Consider the following 20,359-nt stretch of genomic DNA (forward strand, 5'->3'; position numbering starts at 1 on the left):
AATTGCGTTTATGTTTCTAATAATTTTTGTCAAGTGAAATTTCACTTGGCAGAAATTATTTTTTGATTTATTGATGAGACAAAAAAAGTCCGTAGCTAAAAACGGATAATATTAACACTAGACATAGCATTTCAACATTAAATCAGGTGTTTTAATCGAATATTAACAGATAATATTGTTGTTTTCAGATATTTATAATATCTTTAACTTATGATATGGGAATTGTATAACATTTGTGTATAATTTTGCAACAGAAAATTATCAATGATCCCAAGTCATAACTATTAACTTAACATTTTGCCGGATATGAGAGTAATTTTATTGGCACTGCTTTTTTCCTTAAGTTCATTTACTTCATTAAGTATGAGGGACGAGGATGAAATTTTAGACGAAGTCGAATTTGCAAGACTCACTGAGCATGTAAATGAGATTAAGGCTTTTACGGCGTCAAATCACAAGTATAGCAACAAAATTGCTTTTCTTGTTGATATGAAAATTAAATCAGGAAGAAATCGTTTTTTTGTTTACGATCTAGAAAATAATCAAATTCTTGATCAAGGTTTGGTTGCACATGGAAAAGGATCTGAAACTGGAATAAAAGGCGACATTTTACAATTTAGTAATGCCCCAGAATCTAATTGCACTGCACTAGGAAGATATTCTGTAGAAAAACCATATAAAGGTATATTCGGAAAAGCTTTCAGACTTGCTGGATTGGACGAAACGAATAATAATGCTATGAAACGTGCTATCGTATTGCATTCTTATAAAGAGGTTCCATCTGATGAAAAAGAATACTATATCATCAATAGCCACGGCTGTCCGATGGTTAGTCAAGAATTTTTAGGTAGACTTTCAAAATATATCGAAAGTACAAATTCTAAAATTTTATTGTCTGTTTATTATTAAATAGTAAGACCAAAATATAAATGTAAAAAGAGAACTTAGGTTCTCTTTTTTTGTATTTACAAATTAGATTTTCATTTTTTGCCTTATCTCTAAATCATAACCGTTTTCTATAAATGCTCTTATTAGCAATAAATTAGGATAAACTTAACTTGTGTGATAAACCTGATAAAAGATACAAGTTGTAAATTAGTAGAATAGTAATCTAAAAGTTTATTTTATGAAAGCAGTACGTTTTTTTGGACACAAAGATGTCCGTGTTGTTAATGATATTGAAAGACCTGTTCCTAAAGGTGATGAAGTTTTGTTAAAAATTGGCGGAGCTGGTGTTTGCCACTCAGACCTGCATATTATAGATGAAGGAACAGTAGTTGGAACCGTTTTTACGTTAGGACATGAAAATGCTGGATGGATCGAAGAAATAGGAGAAAATGTCGAAGGTTATAAAAAAGGAGATGCAGTTCTTGTATATGGTCCGTGGGGATGTGGGCATTGCAAATCTTGCCAGCAGTCAAAAGAAAATTATTGTGATCATCAATCTGAACAGGCCTATGGTGGCGGACTAGGATTAGACGGCGGTATGGCCGATTATATGCTCGTGCCATCTTCTAGATTTTTAGTGCCTATATATGATTTAGACCCTGTTATTGCAGCTCCATTGACAGATGCTGCGCTTACTCCGTATTCTGCAATAAAACGTTCGCTTCATAAATTAATGGCTGACGAATATGTTGTAGTAATTGGCGTTGGAGGATTAGGTCATGTTGCGTTACAGATATTGAGAGAAATAAGCGGAGCAGAAATTATTGCTTGCGATGTGACCCAAGATAAACTTGCTTTTGCGAAAGAATTAGGAGCAGCTTATGTAATTAATTCTAAAGATGCTGACGCTGCAGAGCAAATTCAGAAAATTACTGGAATCAAAAAAGCAAAAGTAGTTCTAGATTTTGTTGGAGCAACTTCTACAATAGATTTAGGAACAAAAGTAGTAAGCCTTGATGGAGATCTTACTATTGTTGGCCTTGGCGGAGGGCATTATCAATACAGCATGAATGGATTGCCTTTTGGAGTGAGCATGACCAATCCGTATTGGGGATCTAGGACAGAACTGATGGAAGTGGTTGGTTTGGCAAGACAAAAGAAAATTCATATCGAAATTGAAAAACATAAACTTGACGAAGCCAATGAAGTATACGATAGGATGCGACAAGGAAAAATAAAAGGAAGAGCAGTTTTAATACCTTAAAAAATAATATTTATAGATTAAAAAATTGCTTTATATTTGCGCATCAAATCAAGCAAATGAAAAATAGTATTAACATCGCTTCAATTATTATCACAATTATCATTCGATAGTAGTGAAGGGGTGTTATATAAATAAGTAAAATATACAATTTAGAAAAACCTCCCTTTTAAGGGAGGTTTTTTTGTTTACAGCAAGTATGAAAAATTCAATTCAGAATAGCATTATTATTTCAATTATCATTATTCGTATCACATGACGAGTCAGGATTCTATTGTCTATTCATAAAAGCCTTTCTCAATCAAATGTGAAAGGCTTTTTTATTTCTCAGTAACTCATTCAAAAAAAGCACGATAAAAAACAATGAAAAACGAATTTACTCTAACTATTTACTCCGAAGATCAAATAAGATTGATAAGCAAATTATCTAGTATGTTTTTAAGAAAACAAATACAGATTTTGAGCCTTAATATGTCAATTTGCGAAATTGAAAATATGTACAGACATACTATCGTAGTAAATGATACACTGGATCAAGTCATTAATTTATCGGCGCAAATAGAGAAAATTATTGAAGTTTATAAATGTTGCTATCATCTGAATGAAGAGATTATTTTTAGACAGACTGCATTATTTAAAATTCCGACGGCTCTATTTATGGATATGGAATTAATGCTTCGCCAAAATGATCTTAAAATTTCAGAAATCCAAAAAGAGTACACCATATTGCAAGCTACAGGAACAGATGATGAAATAGTAAGTTTAACTGAAAGATTAAAACAATTTGGATTGATTGAATTTGTTACAAGTTCAAGAATTGCTCTTGAAAAATCTAATGAAGGATTTTGTAGGGAAATTTAAAGAATGATGTGACTCTGTTTTTTCTTACGGAAACTTTGCTGTTTTTCTTCAATATTTAGTATTTTTAATAGTCATTACTAAAGCAGATAGAGTATGATTTCAGGTACAAAACGGATATTGTTTTTTTTCTTGTTGAGTTTGACTTTGCTAGTCAACACAAATACAGCCGAAGCACAGCTTCTAGGTGCAGCAAAGACAACCGAAGAGCCAGCCAAGGTTCCAGATGATTCACTCGGAAGAAGAACGCCTCAAGGAACGGTCAACGGATTCATCAAGGCACTTGGCGATCAGAATTATCTGCGTGCAAGCCAGTACCTTGTTCTGAGCAAGCGTTCCTATCGTAAAACAGCCGAAAGAATAGAAATAGCAAAGACTTTTCAGAAACTTTTGGATCAGGGAGGTAACTTTTCGCCATCATCTATTTTAAGTAATAAAGAATTAGGACGTTTAGATGATAATCTGACAACGGGTATAGATTTGGTTGGAAATATATCTACAGACAAAATAAACATACAGCTTTATTTAGAAAATCAGTCAGACGACAGCGAACCGGCATTATGGCTTTTTTCAGCAGAAACAGTTGAAGCAATTCGTGGAGCAGATATCAGCGGAGAAAAAACTTTTTTGGATAGAGTTTTGCCCAAATTTTTGATAGAAAGAAAATTAGGAAATGTTCCAATTGGCCATTGGGCAGTAGTAGTGGTAATGGCAGTAGTTACTTATTTATTGTCGAGACTCCTTATTTTCGTGCTCATTTTTCTGATTCAAAAAATATGGAAGAAAGCTGATACCGAGAAAGGAACCGCAATTATAGATGCTTTTACACTGCCGGTTCAAATGTATCTTACGGTAATGTTATTTGTGGCATTTACACAACGAATGGGAATTTCGATAATAGTTCGTCAGCGATTTAGTATTATCATAATTACTATAGGAATTGTTGCTTTTTTAATTCTGCTCTGGAGAATGACCGACTTTGTAAGCATGTACACGCGCAGCAGAATGAGCAACAGTGGGCGAGCTTCTGCAGTATCTGCGGTATTGTTTTTAAGCCGTACTATGAAAGCTGCAATTGTCGTAATCGGAATAATCGCAATTTTAGGAATTATTGGAGTAGATGTTACCGCTGGACTTGCCGCACTGGGAATTGGGGGGATCGCATTAGCTCTGGGAGCGCAAAAAACGATAGAAAATTTTGTGGGAAGTGTGAGTCTTATCGCAGATCAGCCATTGCGTGTTGGTGATTATTGCCGAGTTGATGATATAAAAGGTACAGTAGAAGCAATCGGAATGCGTTCTACCACACTTCGTACAGCAGCGCGTACTATTGTAACAATTCCGAATGGACAGCTTTCGGCTAGTAAAATAGAAAATTTTGCTCATCGTGACCGTTTTATATTCAATCCTATTTTTGGTTTTAGAATGGAAACCACTCCAGATCAGATGCGTTATCTGCTTGTAGAATTAAGGTCTTTGCTATATGCACATCCCGCCGTTTTAAATACTCCGCCAATAGTTCGTTTTACTGGAATTACAGCAGATGCTTTAAAAGTCGAAATTACAGCTTATATTGAAGCCATAAACCTTGAAACGTCGCAAGAAGTTCAAGAAGATCTTTTATTGAGAATGTTGGATATTATTGAAAAAAGTGGCACTTCATTGGCTTATCCATCACAAACATTGTATATGGCGCGAGACACTCCTTTTTCAAAAGATAAAGCAGATGAAATCGCTGAAACAGTTAAAAAATGGAAGAAAGACAATGAATTACAGCTTCCTAAATTTGATCCGAAACGAGTGGAAGAATTGAAAGGAAGTATAAAATATCCTGATGAAGGCAGTTTTAATCCTGAAGATGAGGAAACTTTATTGTAAAAGATGTGGCTATCTCAAAAGATTTTTTTTGTTAAGCTTCGGAGAAGCGAAATATTTATAGAAATACAATCAGACAAATAAAAAAGCTCCGTAGGAGCGGCATATATTTAGATTACAAAAAATAATGCCGCTCCTACGGAGCTTTATGTTGCAGATATTTATCCTTTGCTATAAATATTTAGCTTCTCCGAAGCTTACAAAAAAGCTGTCTTTTTTAAGCAACATATTTCTGTGTTACAACAGCTTTAATTTAGCTTTTAGGCTCTCTAACAATTTCCATATTGTCATCATTTAGTTTTACAATTTTCCAATCAGGATTTAGTTCTATTTCGTAAAATTCACTTATAACTTTTGTTCCTTCAATTTTAGACGGAAACGGAAAAACAAAATAAGTTTTTCCATCTTTATCATAACTTAAAATACCAGCTTTTCCCAATTGATTTTTTCCTTCGATAGTTGCAAAATTTCCAAAGTTATTTCCCGATTTATCACGTCCTTTAATACTAGAATACACAATTCCTTTATCATTTAAAGTTAGCGTTCCATTCATGTTAAAAGTACGCCCGTAATGCTCAATATCGGTAAGAGCGACTTTAAGGATTGGTTTATTGATTAGCAATTCAGTATAATAAGAAATCAGCTTTTTTTGTTCTTCTTCCCGAGCAATTTCTTGCTTGTTTACTTCAATAAAATTGTTCCTGGATTTGGCTAATTGTAGTTGCTTTTTAGTGATAGTTAATTTTGATTTTAATATCATAACTTCATAAATGTCAGCGAAATTATAAATGTTATCTAAACTTTTTCTCCAAGCAATATTCAAGTAGTCAAAAATCAATCCATAAGCTGGTCCTGTGGCATAAGGAAAAGGCCTAGTGTAAGTTTTTGCTTCTTCTCGCTGGTTGATTTCTTCTATAGCTTTTTCATATTTATTGTCATAAGAAGAGAGAACAAAACCAGTATAATTTGCTAAGCCTTCCAAAGTCTCTATTTCCAGTTCATCATTCAGTTTTTTTGAATATTGATGCTGTCTTTCTTTTCGGAAAATAACGGCATCTTTCAAATAGTTTTTAACCTCATCTATATTTCTTTTTTCTATTATCGCTTTCAGAGCATTTTTTAAAGCTTGATATTCCAATCTTAATAAAATTCGCGCGTTGGTTTCGTCAAGATATTCAATCGGATTTCCATTAAACTTTCGATACTTCATTTGAAGTAAATGGAACAATTCATGAATAACCGTGGCGCTTTTATCGTCCAGATAATTATTCAGAACCGTCGCATATTCTTTACCTTCATATTTCTGTGTAGTATTAACAAAAACAAGCGAATTAGGTTCCATAGTTTTAGAATATAAAACGCCATTATCCGTTTTGCTATTCGGTAATTTTACCAAACTATAGATTGAATTGTCAAAATCGATTACAATAATACTATCGTTCCAGATTGGCTTTCCCCAAAGTTTTCCGTTGTCTTTTTCTAAAAGCACTTTTGTTTCCAATAGCTTTTCTTGAATATTTTGCCTGTTTTTAAAAGCTTTGTCTGCTTCTTGCGCTGTAGCAAATTGCAAGATTGTAATGAAGATTAATAGTGAAAAATGTCTTTTCATTTCCGATTGATTTAAAATTTCGGAAACAAAATTAAATCGAGTAGTTTTGAAAATGAGTTAAGTAGAGGCTGAAATTGGGACTAATCCCAAGGATGATTTTTTAATTTAGAAGACAATTCATGACGGTTTGCAACATCCAATTTTGCGTAAAGATTTCTAATATGTGTTTTAACCGTACTCAACGAAATAAAAAGCTCATCGGCAATTTCTTTATTTGATTTATCTTCTAAAATCAGTTTGGTAATTTTCTCTTCCTGATTGGTCAAGGTCAGGCTTGAGATTTCTTGTATTATTTTTTGAGGTTTAAGAGCTTTCAGTTTCCTAAATTGAAAAACGGAAATGACAGTCAAAATTAAAACTAATATACCTAAAGTATAATTGAGCTTTTTCTGAAACGTATATTTTTGCTGTAAAATAACATTTGAAATTTTTGAAATTTCATCTTGATACTGGAGGTAATAAGACGTTTCGCCATAGTAGTTTTTTAGTGAGTTTGAAACAGCATTGTAAAATACCTCATCTTTTTCGAAATCGGCTTTTATGTTGAAATCATTTCTTTTGATATCCGAAAAGGCTAAAAGTTTAAGCAGAGGATGTTTAATGCTCTTTTCGCTGTATGTTTTCACTTTCTCTGCAAAATCATGTATTGCCTGCTGTTGCGCTTCTTTGTTTTTTATTTGAGCATTATTTTTCTCTAATTGTTTTTCAAAAGACTTAAGTTTTCTCCATTCTTTGTCTGTCAAATTGCTGTTTTTGGATTGGCTAAACCAATTGTTTCCAGTTTTTGGAAAATAGATTGTATCTCTATTAGAAAAAATAAAATTGTAAAAATTGCTTTTCTCATTATCCGCAACCAATTGTAATCCTTTAATCGGGTTGATATTAGAATGAATACGGTAAAGCTTATCTTTTTCAGATAACAATTGTCCTTTAAATTCAAAGTAACCAGAATTATCTGTCTGAGTTGAAAAAAGAATCTGATTTTCGGTAATCATGGTTTCCTCATCATATTTCAGAAGACTCAAATAGACAGTTTTATTTTTCTGTCCAGCATCAACATATCCCGAAATCTTGTACTGTCCGTAACAAGTCGGAAGAGAAGAGATAATAAAAGTCACTAAGAATAAAGTCTGAATTGTTTTTTCTTTTAGCATTTTAAATCAGTAATAGAAAAACTTATGAATGATTAAAAATACAAAAAAGATTAAGGTTATTAAAATACTTCTTTTTGAAACCTAATTTTGTCGCAGACAATTAAAATGAGAAATCTCCCCGCTTCAGAAATTAGAAACGGGGAGATAATCAAAAATAAAAAAAAACACATTTTTAGAACGAATATCTCAAGCCAAGTTGCCCTTGGAATCTTGAAGCTAATTGATCTACAGTATACGGTGCTGAAGTTGGTTTTTGGAAAGTATAAGTAGGATCGCCTGTTGCAACTCCTCCTAAGTTTCCTGATTTAGTTAAACCAAGACTTGCTGTTGAATTATAAGTATTTGGAACAAAATAACTTCTTCCCCAATCTTTGTTGATAAGGTTTCCGATATTTGCCATGCTGAATGAGATTTGGAAAGTTCCAACTTTAGTCACCTGAATTTCATCCATTAATTTTAAATCGGCTTGAATGTTCCAAGGAGTTGTATCTCCATTTCTTTGTGTAAATGTTCCTCTACGGCTTTTTAAATAATCATTTCCGTTAATAAACGCTTCGTAATCTGCAACTTGCTGTGCTGCTGTAGCAGAAGGAACTCCTGCAGAATTCACTCCAATATATTTTGCTGCTTCTGCCGCATCTTTAAATATATAAGCTAAACCAGCTGCTTGTCCAGTCCCTGCAATTGTTGAGTTAACAAATCCCCAAGAAAACGGATTTCCTGATTGTGCATTAAAATACACATTAGCAGAGAAAGTATTGTTTGGAGCTAATTTTACGCCATAACCAACATTAGAAACAATTCTGTGTTTGATATTAAAGTTAGAAGTTGCTAATTGCGGATTGTTTGGTGTTAATGATTGATTCATCTGGAAGTTACTTTCCATAGAGTTACGAATTCCGTTTGTGATATCTCTAGAGTCTCCATAAGTATAAGCCACCATAAAGTTGAAACCAAAATCGTAAGTTTTAGAAATCATTTCCGTAATACTGTAACGGTATCCTTTATTTGTATTTGATAACAAATAAGCATTTGAAAAAGCTGGGTTTGTGTTTGCAGCATAAATTGGCATTTCATGTTTTGTATCATAAGAGAAATAAGTTGGATTATCTGTCTTATTTACTTGTTGAAATTCTAGATCACGAATTACTTTAGTATAAATACCTTCAATCGTGAATTTATAGCCATCAATTGTTTTATCAAAAGCCAATGAGTTTCTTAAAACAGCTGGCATTTTAAATTTATTGTCAATTAAATCGGCTTGCACTTTTGGAGTAGCGTCGTGGTAACCATTTAAACCGCCAGTTGCCAAAGGATCTCCCGCCGCTGCAACTTGAGCTGGAGTAAGATTGTTTTTGTCGTAGCTTCCGTATCCAACACCATCATTGTAGTAAGCATAGCCTAACCATGCAAAAGGAATTCTTCCTGTAAATACTCCAGATCCACCTCTAATAACAAATGTTTTGTCATCGTCTACGTTATAAGTAAAACCAACTCTAGGAGAAACTAATGCTGAACTGAAGAAGTTATTTTTAATCTGATTTAGCGGAGTATAAGTATATGTTGTTCCGTAATTTGGATCTTCAGGAGAGTTTTGTACTTGTGTGCTTAATTTAGGTTTGTTTGGTAAATCGGTATAATCTATACGAACACCAGGAACTACTTTTAATTTGTTTCCAATTCTAATTTCGTCTTGAACGTATGCGCTATACATGTTTATTTTGAATTTAGCATACGGATTATTAAAGATTTCATCTCTAGTTGAACCATCAAACGGATAAGTTCCGCGAACACGAGTAGGTAGTTTATTGTAGAAATCTGCAAGAGATTTGTATGAAACTCTTCCGTTAAGTGCGTTTACAAAACCATAATTGATATCATAAAACTCATTGTGAGTACCAAATAGTAAAGTATGATTTCCTGTTTTATAAGTAAGATTGTCTGTAATTTCGGTCGTGTTTTGTTTCATATTGAAAACAGTTGCTTCACGATCATTTCCTAAGAAAATTGTTCCTCCATTGTAACCAATTTCTGTTTGAGGAAACATAATATTATTCGATTTTGGATCACGATAATCTTTTATAGCAGAATAGCTTGCAATAAAGGAGTTTGACCATTGGCTGTTAAAGTGTGTCTTTAATTCTAAAACCGTACTAATAGCTTGGTTTTTCTGAGTAAAATCCATACTTGCAAATCTGAAGTTTGCAGCATCACGCTCTAAGTTTGTCGCTTGAGAAATTACCGTATTATTTCGTAAAGAAAGCGAGTTTTTCTCATTGATTTTCCAATCAATCTTATTGAAGAATTTCTGGCTTTTAGAAAAATTATTGTAAGAACCATAAGTTCCAGGGTCAAATCCGTAGTTTGATTTTACGAATTGCGAAATCTGTTCTGCAGTGGCATTATCTACTAGTGAAGTTAATTTTCCGTTAGAATCTGTTGAACCAGCATTATAAAAAACAGGATCTGTTCTTTCTGCATATTCCATATTTGTAAAGAAGAACAATTTGTCTTTAATAATTGGCAATCCTAATCTAAAACCTACTTGGTAATCTCCAAAAGAACTTGGCATTTTAGAACCGTCACCAGCATTGTTTGGTCCTGTAAGCGCAGCACTTCTGCCATAACTGTAAATAGATCCGCTAACGGTATTTGTTCCGCTTCTTGTCACAGCATTTACGCTTCCTCCTAAAAAGTTTCCTAATTTAATATCATAAGGAGCAATGTAAACTTGAATATCTTGTATAGCATCTAAACTTATAGAATTTGAACGCGTACTACTTCCTGGCATTCCAGAAGTTCCTGATTGACCTCCTAAAGACGGACTAAAACCTATCGCATCATTATTTATAGAACCATCAATAGTTACGTTGTTGTATCTAAAATTGGTGCCAGCAAAAGAGTTATTTGAACTTTGAGGAACAAGTTTGGTCACATCCTGAATTCCTCTATTGATTAAAGGAAGTGCATTTACTTGTTTTTCGTTTATGCTTGTGCCGTTATTTTTAGAAGAAGGTTTAGAGCTTGTAATTACTACTTCTTCCAATACATTATTATCTGCTTTTCCAACCGAAATAGCTGGTAAATCATTTTCTCCAAGAGATAGAAAAATTTGTGCATTTGAATAGTCTTTAGTGTCTGCACTTTTTATTTCTAATTCGTAAGGCCCGCCGGCACTTAAGTTTTCAAAGCTAAAACGACCTTGTTTGTCTGTTGTTGCTTTATAAACTGCATTTGTCGGCAGATGCGTTAAGGTAACTTCTGCATCGATAACCGCACTTGTTCCATCATTGACTTTTGCAGACAAAGATGAAGTTGTAATTTGGGCAAAAATACTTCCTGCGGTCAGGAGCATTAGAGCCGAAAGAAAGAGTTTTAGTTTTGTCATGTTATTTATTAGTTTTTATTCGTGACAAATAAAATCTCTTTAATTCGATTCGATTTAAGGCTTATGTTAACGTAAAATCAAAAAACAATTCTTTGTTAATTTATAATGATGAGGATGTTGTTTAGAAAAAAACGGATTATCGCTTTAGAATCAAGCAGTTTATCTCATGCCTTATGAAATAAGGAATTAGAGATAGATTTAAACAAGATTAGAGATAGATTAGAGTATTATGTAAATGTTACGAAATGAGAAAATTCACTTTCTTAATTGGCGAAAAGAGGCTGTTTTTTTGATCAAAAATTAAGGAAATAGAAGCGAAAAAACAGTGCCTTTTTCAAGTTCAGAATCTACAGTTAATTTGATGTTATGACGCTTAAGAATTTGCATGGTAATAAAGAGCCCTAATCCTTGACCTTGAATATGTCTGGTGCGATCGCTTCTAAAGAATAAATCAAAAATTGATTCAATGTCTTTTTCTGCAATTCCAGAACCTTGATCTATTATTTTTAAAAGAAGTTTTCCCTGTTTTTCAAAGGCTGTGACATTAACCTGAGAAGGAAAAGAAAATTTAATAGCATTGTCAATAATATTATATAAAGCAATAAAAAGCATGTGTCTATTAGCGTTTACCGACAATAAATCTTCGTTATTGGCAATGGCGTCTAAATTAAGAATAACTTTTACCTCAGGATATTCAATAGCCTTTTTTTCAAGAATATTCCATACTATTTCATCTATTCTGACAATTTCCATCTGGTCGGGTTCTGAAAGTTCTAATCCTGACAGAATCAATAATCCGTCCAAAGTCGATTTTAGATGAAAAGTGTCTTTTCTAAGAGATTTAAGCACTTCTTCGTATTGTTCGTTAGTTCTTGGATGCTGTAAAGAAACATCAATGTCGCCAATAATAAAAGTAAGCGGAGTCTTTAGTTCGTGCGAAGCATTTTTTAGGAAATTTTTCTGTATTGTAACCCCATTTTCAAGTCTCTCTAAAAGATAATTAAAAGTTGTAATTAGCTCTTTTATTTCATCTTTTCCGCTCACAGCAGGCATTTCGAGTCTCGAATGGAGATTTTCTGTTGTAATGGTGTTTACTTTTGAAATTACATCGGCAAAAGGTCTGAAAGTTTGTCTTGCCAAAAATCTTCCCAAGAGATAGTTAAGTGCAATTCCAGCCAGATAAAAACAGAAAAAAACAATAGAAAGTGTTTCTAACTGCTGATTTCCAACATCGTCAATTCCAGAAACAACTATAATAAAATCACCTTGATTGTCTTTGTAATATAATCCGCTAAATTGTCTTTCAGATATATTAAAATGCAGTATTTTGTCTTTCGAAATAGCCTTTAATTCTCGATCATTTAGTTCAACAGGAACATCATCATGCAAATACAGCTTTTTTGTTTTGGCGTTGTAAATTCTGATAGACTGGTTGGCAATTTTATTGTATTTAGATTCTATTTCCTGATAGCTTATACTGTCAATTTTTTTAATCTCATCTTTCTCAAAATAGAAAAAAGCTGTTATTAAAGCATTGTCTTCAAGTTTTTCATAGTATAAATCTTTTCTGTGGCTTTTAAAAAGCAAAAAAGAGCCAATCAGAACAAGTCCTAGGATAAAGGCAAATAAGAGGGTCGAGTTTATGGCAAGTTTATTCTTGAGATTCATAAACTTTATTTTTAAGCATATATCCGGTGCCTTTCACAGTGTGTATAAGCGGAAAAGGGAAATTCTTATCTACTTTATTTCTTAAGTAATTAATATAAACATCAACAGTATTTATGCTCATATCAAGATTCATATCCCAAACTGCTTCAGCAATGGCAATTCTAGACAAAGCGGTTTCTCTGTTTTTCATGAAAAAAATCAAAAGTTTTAGTTCTCTGGAGGAAAGTTTTAAATCTATACCATCTCTAGTAGCACTTTGTTCTTTCATGTTAATTTTGATTCCGGCATAAGACTGAAAATCTAAAACACCAGAACTAAATTCTGTACGACGCAGCTGAGCGTTGATTCGGGCGAGAAGTTCTTCAAACAAAAATGGTTTTGCCAGATAATCATCGGCTCCAGCTTTTAATCCTCTAACTTTTTCTTGCGGAGTATCTAGCGCACTTAAAATAAGAATTGGAACAATTATTTTTCGATTTCTTAGAACCTCGCAGACTTCAAATCCAGAAATATCCGAAAGCATAATATCAAGAATGATTATGTCATAAGAGGTTTCCATTACTTCATTAATGGCATCAAAACCCTTGCTGACATTTTTTACCTGATACATTTGTTCTTCAAGTCCTCTTGTGATAAAAGAAGCAACTCTTGGATCGTCTTCAACTAATAAAACTTTGTTCATTGCCGATTATTATTGCTGAGAAAAATAAAATGATTTTTTATGCTGATAAAAGTAATTAAAAGTTACTGCATTCTCTGAAAAAGTCGTTTTTTCCTGTGGCTATTTTGTTAGCCTTCTGTATAAGGTTCGTTCCACAACGAATTTGGTTTTAGATAAACTTTGTTTTCCTGAAAATCCAATATCGTATTAAATCTTTTTAAAACTTCGTTCCCAAGAATATGGGTTTTGAACTGGGCTGGATTACTTGTCGCCAGCAATTGTACAGGAACATCATTCAAGCATAAATTACCTAAATAGAATTTTTCGTTTTTCACCGTCAGAACAGGAATTTCTTCTCCTTGTCCATTTTTTAAAATAACTTTTTTCAGAACAGGCAAATTTTCTTTCGGGTATTGCTGTTCCTTCATTATCTGCTGATCGAGCATTACGGTACGCTGATAACCATTATCAAAAAGAAAACGTCCTTTATAAGCTGTATTGTTTATTTGAAGATGTCCTTGAACGCAAAAAAGAGTACGAGTAAATTCCATATCAAGTTTTATATAATCTTTACTTCGTTTTGATAGCTTAGAATGAATTATAAAGAGCTTTTTATCATAATCGATTTCTACTATTTTTCCATCAAATATATTCCATCCAAAACGGCCCACAGTTCCTTGTCCAGATAATTCTACAGGGAAAATCTCCTGATCGTTCCAGATTTGATTTCCAAGTTGAAAACTATGTCCCTTTAAACTGCTTAATTTTAACTGATTAAGCGCCTCATTTGTTAAAAGAAAATCGCTTGTTCCTGAATCAAATTTTAAGTCTAGAGTTTCTTTATCGTCTAATTTTACTTTAAAAATGATATTGTTATACTCCGAAAGCACAAATGGAATTGTATCGTGCATCTCAGGTTTGAGTTTCGAAAAGTTTTTTAATGATGGACATTCAACGCGTGTAAAACAGCTGTCGGTATTATTTAAAAGTACTGTAAAATCAAACTTTTTTCCAGGTTTTAATTTTATTGAGATAGAATCTTCATTAGTATAAAAAACAACGATTTTTTCTTTCGGACTTTTATTTGTAACGTATAAATCTGGTTTTGCTTTTGGGTCTAAATACCATTTTGTTTTTTCTTCATTGCCCTCTTTGATATAGCAGATTTTTGAAGAAGCTTTGATTACAGAATTTTTTACTTGAGCTTGACAAACCGTTACGGCAGCGAGCATAAAGACAAGATGGATCTTCATTATTTATAATTTATAATTTATATTTTATGGATTAAAGCTGAGGCGGAAGCAGATTATCTAAATCTGAAAGGCGATAGAATTTAAGATCATTCAGTTTCATGTATTTGCAGATAAATTCTAAAGTTTCAATTTTGACCTGATAGTTTTCGGTTATTTCCTTAACAGGTTTATGACCGCATAGAATTAAAATTTTATTGTTCTTTTTGGCATAATCTAATAATTCAAGCAAATACGGAATACTAAAATGGATATGGCTATTGTCAATATCAAAAGCAAATACAATTTTAGAATAATCAAAATAACTGTCTTGTTTCTCTGGAATTTCGCCTCCAAATGCTCTTCCTCTTATAATTTTGAATAAAGGAGATAAAGCCTGATCTAAAGAATCTGATCTTTCTCCGTAAGGATACGCAAAAGAAGTAACGTTGAATCCTTTTTTCTTCATAGAAACAATCATAGGATCTATTTCTTGTTTTAAGTATTCTTTGACGCTAAATTGTTTGGTAAACTTAACCGCATTGTAATGATGATAACCATGTCCAGCTATCTCATGACCATATTTTTGCATTTCGAGCAATGTTTTAATTTCTGGAGCTCCAATAGAATCTATTCGACAGACATTAAAAGTGGCTTTCCAAGAATATTTTCGCAAAGCTTTATCTGCTTCAGACCATTCGTCAACATAAGCATCATCAAAAGATAAAATTACACCCGCTTTATATGCTGGTTTTGCTATAGGTTTCGGTTTTTTATTTTCACATGAAAATAAAGATAAGGTCAATAGAAATAATACTGTTTTAGTAAAAAGTATTCTCATAGATTTCAGGTTGCTAGCAAATAAAACTTAGAATATAATTCAATTCAAATATAAAGAATCTTCTTAATAACTGATGCGCTGGTAATTCAAAAAAGATTTGTGTAAAATTATATGTAATAGATAATTATCGTAAATTTATACAACTCAAGACCTTTATTTTTATTACTAAATTATGTTATAGTATAAATATGAAAGTACAATCCATTTCGAATAGATTTTTTGTTTTTTTTAAAGAAAAAAAAGGAATCTCTTTTATACGCGAAAATGATAAAATTATTAGACAATCGATCTTTACCATTTTCTTTCTCGGAATCGGAATATGGTTTATCAAACATGAACATTCAGAACTAAAAGAAGTAAAAAACGTAATTGCAGACGCCAGCAGTTTTTGGGTTTTATACGGAGTAATTCTAGCTGCAGTTTATATAATATTACAGGCATTAATGTACTATGCTTCGTTTATGGCAGTACAAAGTAAAATTGCTTTTAAAGATGCAGTAATACTCTTTCTAAAACGAAACTTCATTAGTGTTTTTCTACCAGCGGGCGGAGTTTCTTCTTTAGCTTTTTTTACAAAACCTATAAAAAAGAAGGGCGTAAAAGCAACTCAAATTCATTTTGCATCAATCGTTTATGGTTTTGTTGGAATTCTCTCAGTGATAATCGTGGCAATTCCTGCTTTAATCTATTCTTTTTTTCAAGGGACTACAGGTGCTGGCGAATGGTATGCTTTTGCAGGAGTTATTGCATTAAGCGTTATGCTATACTTTATTTATGTTTCGGTTTTAGAAAAAGGATTTGTCTACAAGATGATCATAAGATTTTTTCCTTCGGCTGAGATTTTTATGGAGGATTTGAGAAATAACAGAATCATAAAAAATAAATTCCTGCTAGTTGTTCTTTATTCAGTTATTATTGAATTGGTCGGAATAGCGCATTTGTATGTTGCCATGATTGCTTTAGGGTTTACGCCCTCCTTAACAGCAGCCATAATGGGCTATATTATTTCGGTGATATTTTTGGTCGTTTCTCCTTTTCTTCGCGGACTTGGAGCTATAGAAATATCAATGAGCTTTATATTGATACAATTTGGTTTTCAGAATGTCAATGCAATAGCTATAACTTTTCTATATCGTTTCTTTGAATTTTGGATTCCGCTATTAGCAGGTGCGGCACTATTTTTATTGAGTGCCAACAAACTTTTAATGCGTATAATACCTTCTTTCTTAATCTTTATTTTAGGACTAGTCAATATCATTTCTGTTTTAACTCCCGCTATTTCAGAACGTTTAGATGTTTTAGAAGATATAATTCCAATTTCTGCTATTAAAGTATCTAATTATTTTGTGATAACTGCCGGATTGTTTATGCTCGTTAACGCCGCTTTTATGCTCAAAGGATTAAGAACTGCGTGGTGGTTTTCTGTGTTCCTGACAGGTATTTCTGTTATAGGAAACCTTACAAAAGCGATTGATTATGAAGAAGCTATAATTGCATTCGTCGTTTTGATTAGTCTTATTGTAACTAGAAAAGAATATTACGTAAAAAGCAATTCACACTTGCAGAATGTAGGTTTTAAAACTGTTTTAATAAGTGTTTCGGCTGTTTTAATATATGGGATTCTAGGTTTTTATTTCTTAGACAAAAAACATTTTGATATAGATTTCAATTGGCTTCAATCTATAAAATATACCCTGCAGAATTATTTTCTGATTGGAAGTTCAGATTTAGTTCCTTTAGACCGTTTTGCAAGACATTTTCTGATATCAATAAATATATGCGGATTTTTATCTTTAGGATTTTTGCTTTATGCTTTAATTCGACCATATTCTATTAAAAAAGAAGCTGTTGAAGGTGATTTCGCTGCAGCGAATGAAATTCTAAAACAATACGGATCATCTTCTTTGGATTATTTTAAAACCTATGACGATAAGACTATTTTTATTTCCAATAATAAAAAGTCTTTTTTAGCGTATCGCGTTGCTGATAATTTTGCTGTTGTATTAGAAAATCCTGTAGCAGAATCAACAGCCGAAATGAAACAATGTATAATAGAATTTGATTCTTATTGTTACGAAAACGGACTAAGAAGTCTCTACTATCGCGTGTCTGAAGAAAATTTAGATCTGTTTGCTTCACTGCAAAAAAAGAGTTTGTTTATTGGTCAAGAAGGCGTTGTCGATTTGTCTCTCTTTACATTAGAAGGTGGCGCAAGAAAATCGATGCGGAATGCTATTAGCAAAGTCAAAGAAAAAGGTTTTAAAACTACCATTTATACGCCGCCAATAAAAGATGGCGTACTTCAGAAAATTAAAGCAGTAAGTGATGAATGGCTGTATAATACAGGAAGAAGCGAGATTATTTTTTCGCAAGGAAGATTTGATTGGGAAGAACTGAAACAGCAGACTATTATCACTGTGGATAATGCTGAAGAAAAAATTGTCGCTTTTTTAAATGTAATTCCAGATTATGCCAAAAACGAAGGGACGTACGATTTAATTCGTAAAACAAACGATGCTCCAAACGGCATCATGGATTTTATTCTTATTGAACTTTTTACATTTTTAAAATCGGAAGGATACACCTCAGTAAATCTCGGATTGGCAGCAATGAGCGGGATGGAAGAAGCAGATACTTTTCCAGAAAAATCCATGAAGTTTGCTTACGAAAGAATCAAATTCTTTGCACATTATAAAGGTTTGCGAGACTTTAAAGAAAAATTTTCTCCCGTTTGGCACAACAAATATTTGCTCTATTCTCATGATTACGATTTGCTTCAGGTTCCAATTGTTTTGAATAAAGTTGTAAAACCGTAATTTTTAAGAATATGAAAACTACACAATTCAATTGGACAAAAATAGCAGCGATACTTTGTATTATGACTTGTGTTTCTGATTTTATTGTTGTGTTTCTATTAGGAAATCATTATTTAGGTTATAGTCAGCTAAAAAATACGATGAGTTCTTTGGGAGCAAGTATTAGTCCGGTTTCGAATATAATATCGGTTTGGTGGATTTGTATCGGAATGGTATTTATTTGCTTCGGAGTTATTTTTAGAAAAACCTTTAATGGCAATTCAAAAAATATAAAATTAGGCGCTCTGCTAATTATATTTTACGGTTTAGGAGAAGGAATTGGATCTGGCTTATTTAAAGCAGATAAAATTGACGGAAAAATGACCAATTCTTTTATGATGCATAGCTTGGCTGGAGGCGTTGGAGTTCTTGCAGCACTATTGCTTCCTTTAGTGTTGAGAAAAGCAATTGTGACGCAAAAAAAATCTCAGTTTTATATTTTTTCATGGATCATTTTTGCTGTGGGACTTATTACAACGATACTATTTACATTTCGGTTCTCTCCAAATGAAGATAATTTTATTTCACTTTATAAAGGATTGTGGCAAAGGCTTTTCATGCTAAATCTTTATGTCTATTTGATTGTTCTTTCGGTTATAATGTATGGTAAGAAAGCTTAGTTTAATTTAATATAGATTATGATGAATAAAACAGCTCTAATTTTTCTTTTCGTTTTAATTTTTAGCAATAGCATTTTTGCATCAGATGCTGATACTATAAAAGTGGGTTCATTTGGAAAAGTCACCATATATAAGCCCAAAACAACACCAAATGCATTTGTGCTATTTATTTCTGGCGATGGCGGATGGAACAGTGGAGTGGTAGATATGGCAAAAAATATTGTTGATCAAGGCGCTTTAGTTGCGGGTGTTGATATTCAGCATTATTTTAAAAGCATTAAGAAAGAACAATCGAAATGTTATTATCCAGCAAGTGATTTTGAAGAATTGAGTCTGATTTTGCAGAAAAAATTAAAGCTAAAACAATATTTAAAACCCATTTTGGTCGGATATTCTTCTGGAGCAACTTTAGTTTATGGCATGTTGGCTCAAGCTCCTGCCAATACTTTTAGCGGCGGAATTGCTTTAGGGTTTTGCCCAGATATAGAAACAGACAGAACTTTATGTGATGGCTCTGGACTTACATCTCATGTTTTGAAACCTGGAAAAGCGTATTACCTCGAAAAAACAGAAAAACTTACAGTGCCTTTTATTGTACTGCAAGGAACGACAGATCAAGTGTGCAATTATGCCGATACCAAAAAATATATGGATGGACTTAAACTTGGAAAGTTAATTTCGCTTTCCAAAGTCGGACATGGATTTTCTGTTACAAAAAATTGGCTGCCTCAATTTATTGAAGCTTACAAAGAAGTTCTAAATACGCCTAATTTTGCAAAGCAGAAATCAGAGCAAAATTCATTATTAAAAGAACAGAATTTAGCTCCGCTTCCGTTTGAAATGCCTTTAACATTGATTCCGACAAAAAATAAAGACGAAAATCTTCCCATTGCGTTTTTGATTTCGGGTGATGGAGGTTGGACCAGTTTTGACCAATCGGTTGGAGAAGCTCTAGCCGAAAGAGGAATTGCCGTTATCGGACTCGATGCGCAGAAGTATTTTTGGAATGCCAAAACGCCATTAGAAACTTCGATTTCGATTTCCAAAGCCGTTGAGCATTATTTACAGCAATGGAACAAAAAAGCATTTATTCTTGTAGGTTATTCGTTTGGAGCATCTGTTGTTCCGTTTGCGGCGGCTAATTTACCAGAAACTTTAAAAGAAAAGCTAAAAGGAGTTTATTCGTTATCGCCAGATGTAAAAGCAGATTTTGAAATTCATATAGCCGACATGTTAAGTTTGGAAAGCTCAAATGATAACTATGATGTGATTTCTGAAATGAAGAAAATCAAGGCCTATAATCCGGTTTGTTTTTTTGGAAATGAAGAAGAACCTGAAATTCGTAAACAGTTTGCAGAATCGGATATAAAAACCATCGAAATACCTGGTTCGCATCATTATAACGATGATTATAATAAAATAGCAGAAAGTATTTTGAAGGAAATCAAATAA

The 20,359-nt window shown here is 32.8% G+C and carries 14 protein-coding genes; 7 read left to right on the forward strand and 7 right to left on the reverse strand.

The window, feature by feature from the left end; translation table 11 throughout:
• The first annotated feature begins 306 nt into the window (after nt 1–306).
• The 4 genes from DMA14_RS03670 to DMA14_RS03685 all read left to right on the forward strand — a co-directional run bounded on the left by DMA14_RS03670 (nt 307) and on the right by DMA14_RS03685 (nt 4,885).
• The gene (locus tag DMA14_RS03670) at nt 307–909 is read left to right on the forward strand and encodes a murein L,D-transpeptidase catalytic domain-containing protein (protein ID WP_238989909.1); all 603 of its coding nucleotides are present in this window, start codon (nt 307–309) and stop codon (nt 907–909) included.
• 217 nt (nt 910–1,126) lie between these two features.
• A complete protein-coding gene (locus DMA14_RS03675) occupies nt 1,127–2,152 on the forward strand; it encodes an NAD(P)-dependent alcohol dehydrogenase (protein ID WP_111423228.1) in 1,026 nt (341 codons plus the stop codon).
• Nucleotides 2,153–2,620: 468 nt separating this feature from the next.
• Complete coding sequence (locus tag DMA14_RS03680; RefSeq protein ID WP_238989910.1) at nt 2,621–3,010, forward strand: acetolactate synthase small subunit; 390 nt, start codon at nt 2,621–2,623, stop codon at nt 3,008–3,010.
• Between the two features lie 93 nt (nt 3,011–3,103).
• Entirely contained in the window at nt 3,104–4,885 is a 1,782-nt protein-coding gene (locus DMA14_RS03685) for a mechanosensitive ion channel family protein (RefSeq protein WP_111423232.1), read from the forward strand.
• A gap of 250 nt (nt 4,886–5,135) precedes the next feature.
• Here DMA14_RS03685 and DMA14_RS03690 read toward each other — a convergent pair whose 3' ends face one another.
• The 7 genes from DMA14_RS03690 to DMA14_RS03720 form a co-directional block, all read right to left on the reverse strand.
• A complete protein-coding gene (locus DMA14_RS03690) occupies nt 5,136–6,491 on the reverse strand; it encodes a hypothetical protein (protein ID WP_111423234.1) in 1,356 nt (451 codons plus the stop codon).
• Between the two features lie 80 nt (nt 6,492–6,571).
• Entirely contained in the window at nt 6,572–7,645 is a 1,074-nt protein-coding gene (locus DMA14_RS23050) for a response regulator transcription factor (protein WP_317047240.1), read from the reverse strand.
• Nucleotides 7,646–7,817: 172 nt separating this feature from the next.
• On the reverse strand, nt 7,818–11,033 hold the full coding sequence (locus DMA14_RS03700) for a TonB-dependent receptor (RefSeq protein WP_111423236.1): 3,216 nt from the start codon (nt 11,031–11,033) through the stop codon (nt 7,818–7,820).
• A gap of 300 nt (nt 11,034–11,333) precedes the next feature.
• A complete protein-coding gene (locus DMA14_RS03705; RefSeq protein ID WP_111423237.1) occupies nt 11,334–12,701 on the reverse strand; it encodes a sensor histidine kinase in 1,368 nt (455 codons plus the stop codon).
• A complete protein-coding gene (locus DMA14_RS03710) occupies nt 12,685–13,383 on the reverse strand; it encodes a response regulator transcription factor (protein ID WP_111423239.1) in 699 nt (232 codons plus the stop codon). Before DMA14_RS03710 ends, DMA14_RS03705 begins: the two co-directional genes overlap by 17 nt.
• A gap of 107 nt (nt 13,384–13,490) precedes the next feature.
• The gene (locus DMA14_RS03715) at nt 13,491–14,615 is read right to left on the reverse strand and encodes a hypothetical protein (protein ID WP_157957664.1); all 1,125 of its coding nucleotides are present in this window, start codon (nt 14,613–14,615) and stop codon (nt 13,491–13,493) included.
• Nucleotides 14,616–14,646: 31 nt separating this feature from the next.
• Complete coding sequence (locus DMA14_RS03720; protein ID WP_111423242.1) at nt 14,647–15,432, reverse strand: polysaccharide deacetylase family protein; 786 nt, start codon at nt 15,430–15,432, stop codon at nt 14,647–14,649.
• Between the two features lie 188 nt (nt 15,433–15,620).
• Between DMA14_RS03720 and mprF the strand changes: the two genes are divergently transcribed.
• From mprF to DMA14_RS03735, 3 genes are read left to right on the forward strand one after another with little or no spacing between them, the layout of a single operon-like run.
• Complete coding sequence (gene mprF, locus DMA14_RS03725; RefSeq protein WP_111423243.1) at nt 15,621–18,248, forward strand: bifunctional lysylphosphatidylglycerol flippase/synthetase MprF; 2,628 nt, start codon at nt 15,621–15,623, stop codon at nt 18,246–18,248.
• A gap of 11 nt (nt 18,249–18,259) precedes the next feature.
• Nucleotides 18,260–18,907 carry a DUF998 domain-containing protein gene (locus DMA14_RS03730; protein ID WP_111423245.1) on the forward strand — a complete coding sequence of 216 codons (648 nt, stop codon included), beginning with the start codon at nt 18,260–18,262 and terminating at the stop codon, nt 18,905–18,907.
• Between the two features lie 18 nt (nt 18,908–18,925).
• The gene (locus DMA14_RS03735; RefSeq protein WP_238989911.1) at nt 18,926–20,359 is read left to right on the forward strand and encodes an AcvB/VirJ family lysyl-phosphatidylglycerol hydrolase; all 1,434 of its coding nucleotides are present in this window, start codon (nt 18,926–18,928) and stop codon (nt 20,357–20,359) included.

Origin of the sequence: Flavobacterium sharifuzzamanii (genome assembly GCF_003254585.1) — a bacterium.
GTDB lineage: Bacteria > Bacteroidota > Bacteroidia > Flavobacteriales > Flavobacteriaceae > Flavobacterium > Flavobacterium sharifuzzamanii.

Excerpts from the sequence above, each read along its gene's own strand:
- DMA14_RS03685 (WP_111423232.1), top strand. The coding sequence starts at position 3,104 with ATGATTTCAGGTACAAAACGGATATTGTTTTTTTTCTTGTTGAGTTTG.
- DMA14_RS03690 (WP_111423234.1), bottom strand. The coding sequence starts at position 6,491 with ATGAAAAGACATTTTTCACTATTAATCTTCATTACAATCTTGCAATTT.
- mprF (WP_111423243.1), top strand. The coding sequence starts at position 15,621 with ATGAAAGTACAATCCATTTCGAATAGATTTTTTGTTTTTTTTAAAGAA.
- DMA14_RS03675 (WP_111423228.1), top strand. The coding sequence starts at position 1,127 with ATGAAAGCAGTACGTTTTTTTGGACACAAAGATGTCCGTGTTGTTAAT.
- DMA14_RS03730 (WP_111423245.1), top strand. The coding sequence starts at position 18,260 with ATGAAAACTACACAATTCAATTGGACAAAAATAGCAGCGATACTTTGT.
- DMA14_RS03720 (WP_111423242.1), bottom strand. The coding sequence starts at position 15,432 with ATGAGAATACTTTTTACTAAAACAGTATTATTTCTATTGACCTTATCT.
- DMA14_RS03715 (WP_157957664.1), bottom strand. The coding sequence starts at position 14,615 with ATGAAGATCCATCTTGTCTTTATGCTCGCTGCCGTAACGGTTTGTCAA.
- DMA14_RS03670 (WP_238989909.1), top strand. The coding sequence starts at position 307 with ATGAGAGTAATTTTATTGGCACTGCTTTTTTCCTTAAGTTCATTTACT.
- DMA14_RS03735 (WP_238989911.1), top strand. The coding sequence starts at position 18,926 with ATGATGAATAAAACAGCTCTAATTTTTCTTTTCGTTTTAATTTTTAGC.
- DMA14_RS03705 (WP_111423237.1), bottom strand. The coding sequence starts at position 12,701 with ATGAATCTCAAGAATAAACTTGCCATAAACTCGACCCTCTTATTTGCC.
- DMA14_RS03680 (WP_238989910.1), top strand. The coding sequence starts at position 2,621 with ATGTCAATTTGCGAAATTGAAAATATGTACAGACATACTATCGTAGTA.
- DMA14_RS03700 (WP_111423236.1), bottom strand. The coding sequence starts at position 11,033 with ATGACAAAACTAAAACTCTTTCTTTCGGCTCTAATGCTCCTGACCGCA.
- DMA14_RS03710 (WP_111423239.1), bottom strand. The coding sequence starts at position 13,383 with ATGAACAAAGTTTTATTAGTTGAAGACGATCCAAGAGTTGCTTCTTTT.
- DMA14_RS23050 (WP_317047240.1), bottom strand. The coding sequence starts at position 7,645 with ATGCTAAAAGAAAAAACAATTCAGACTTTATTCTTAGTGACTTTTATT.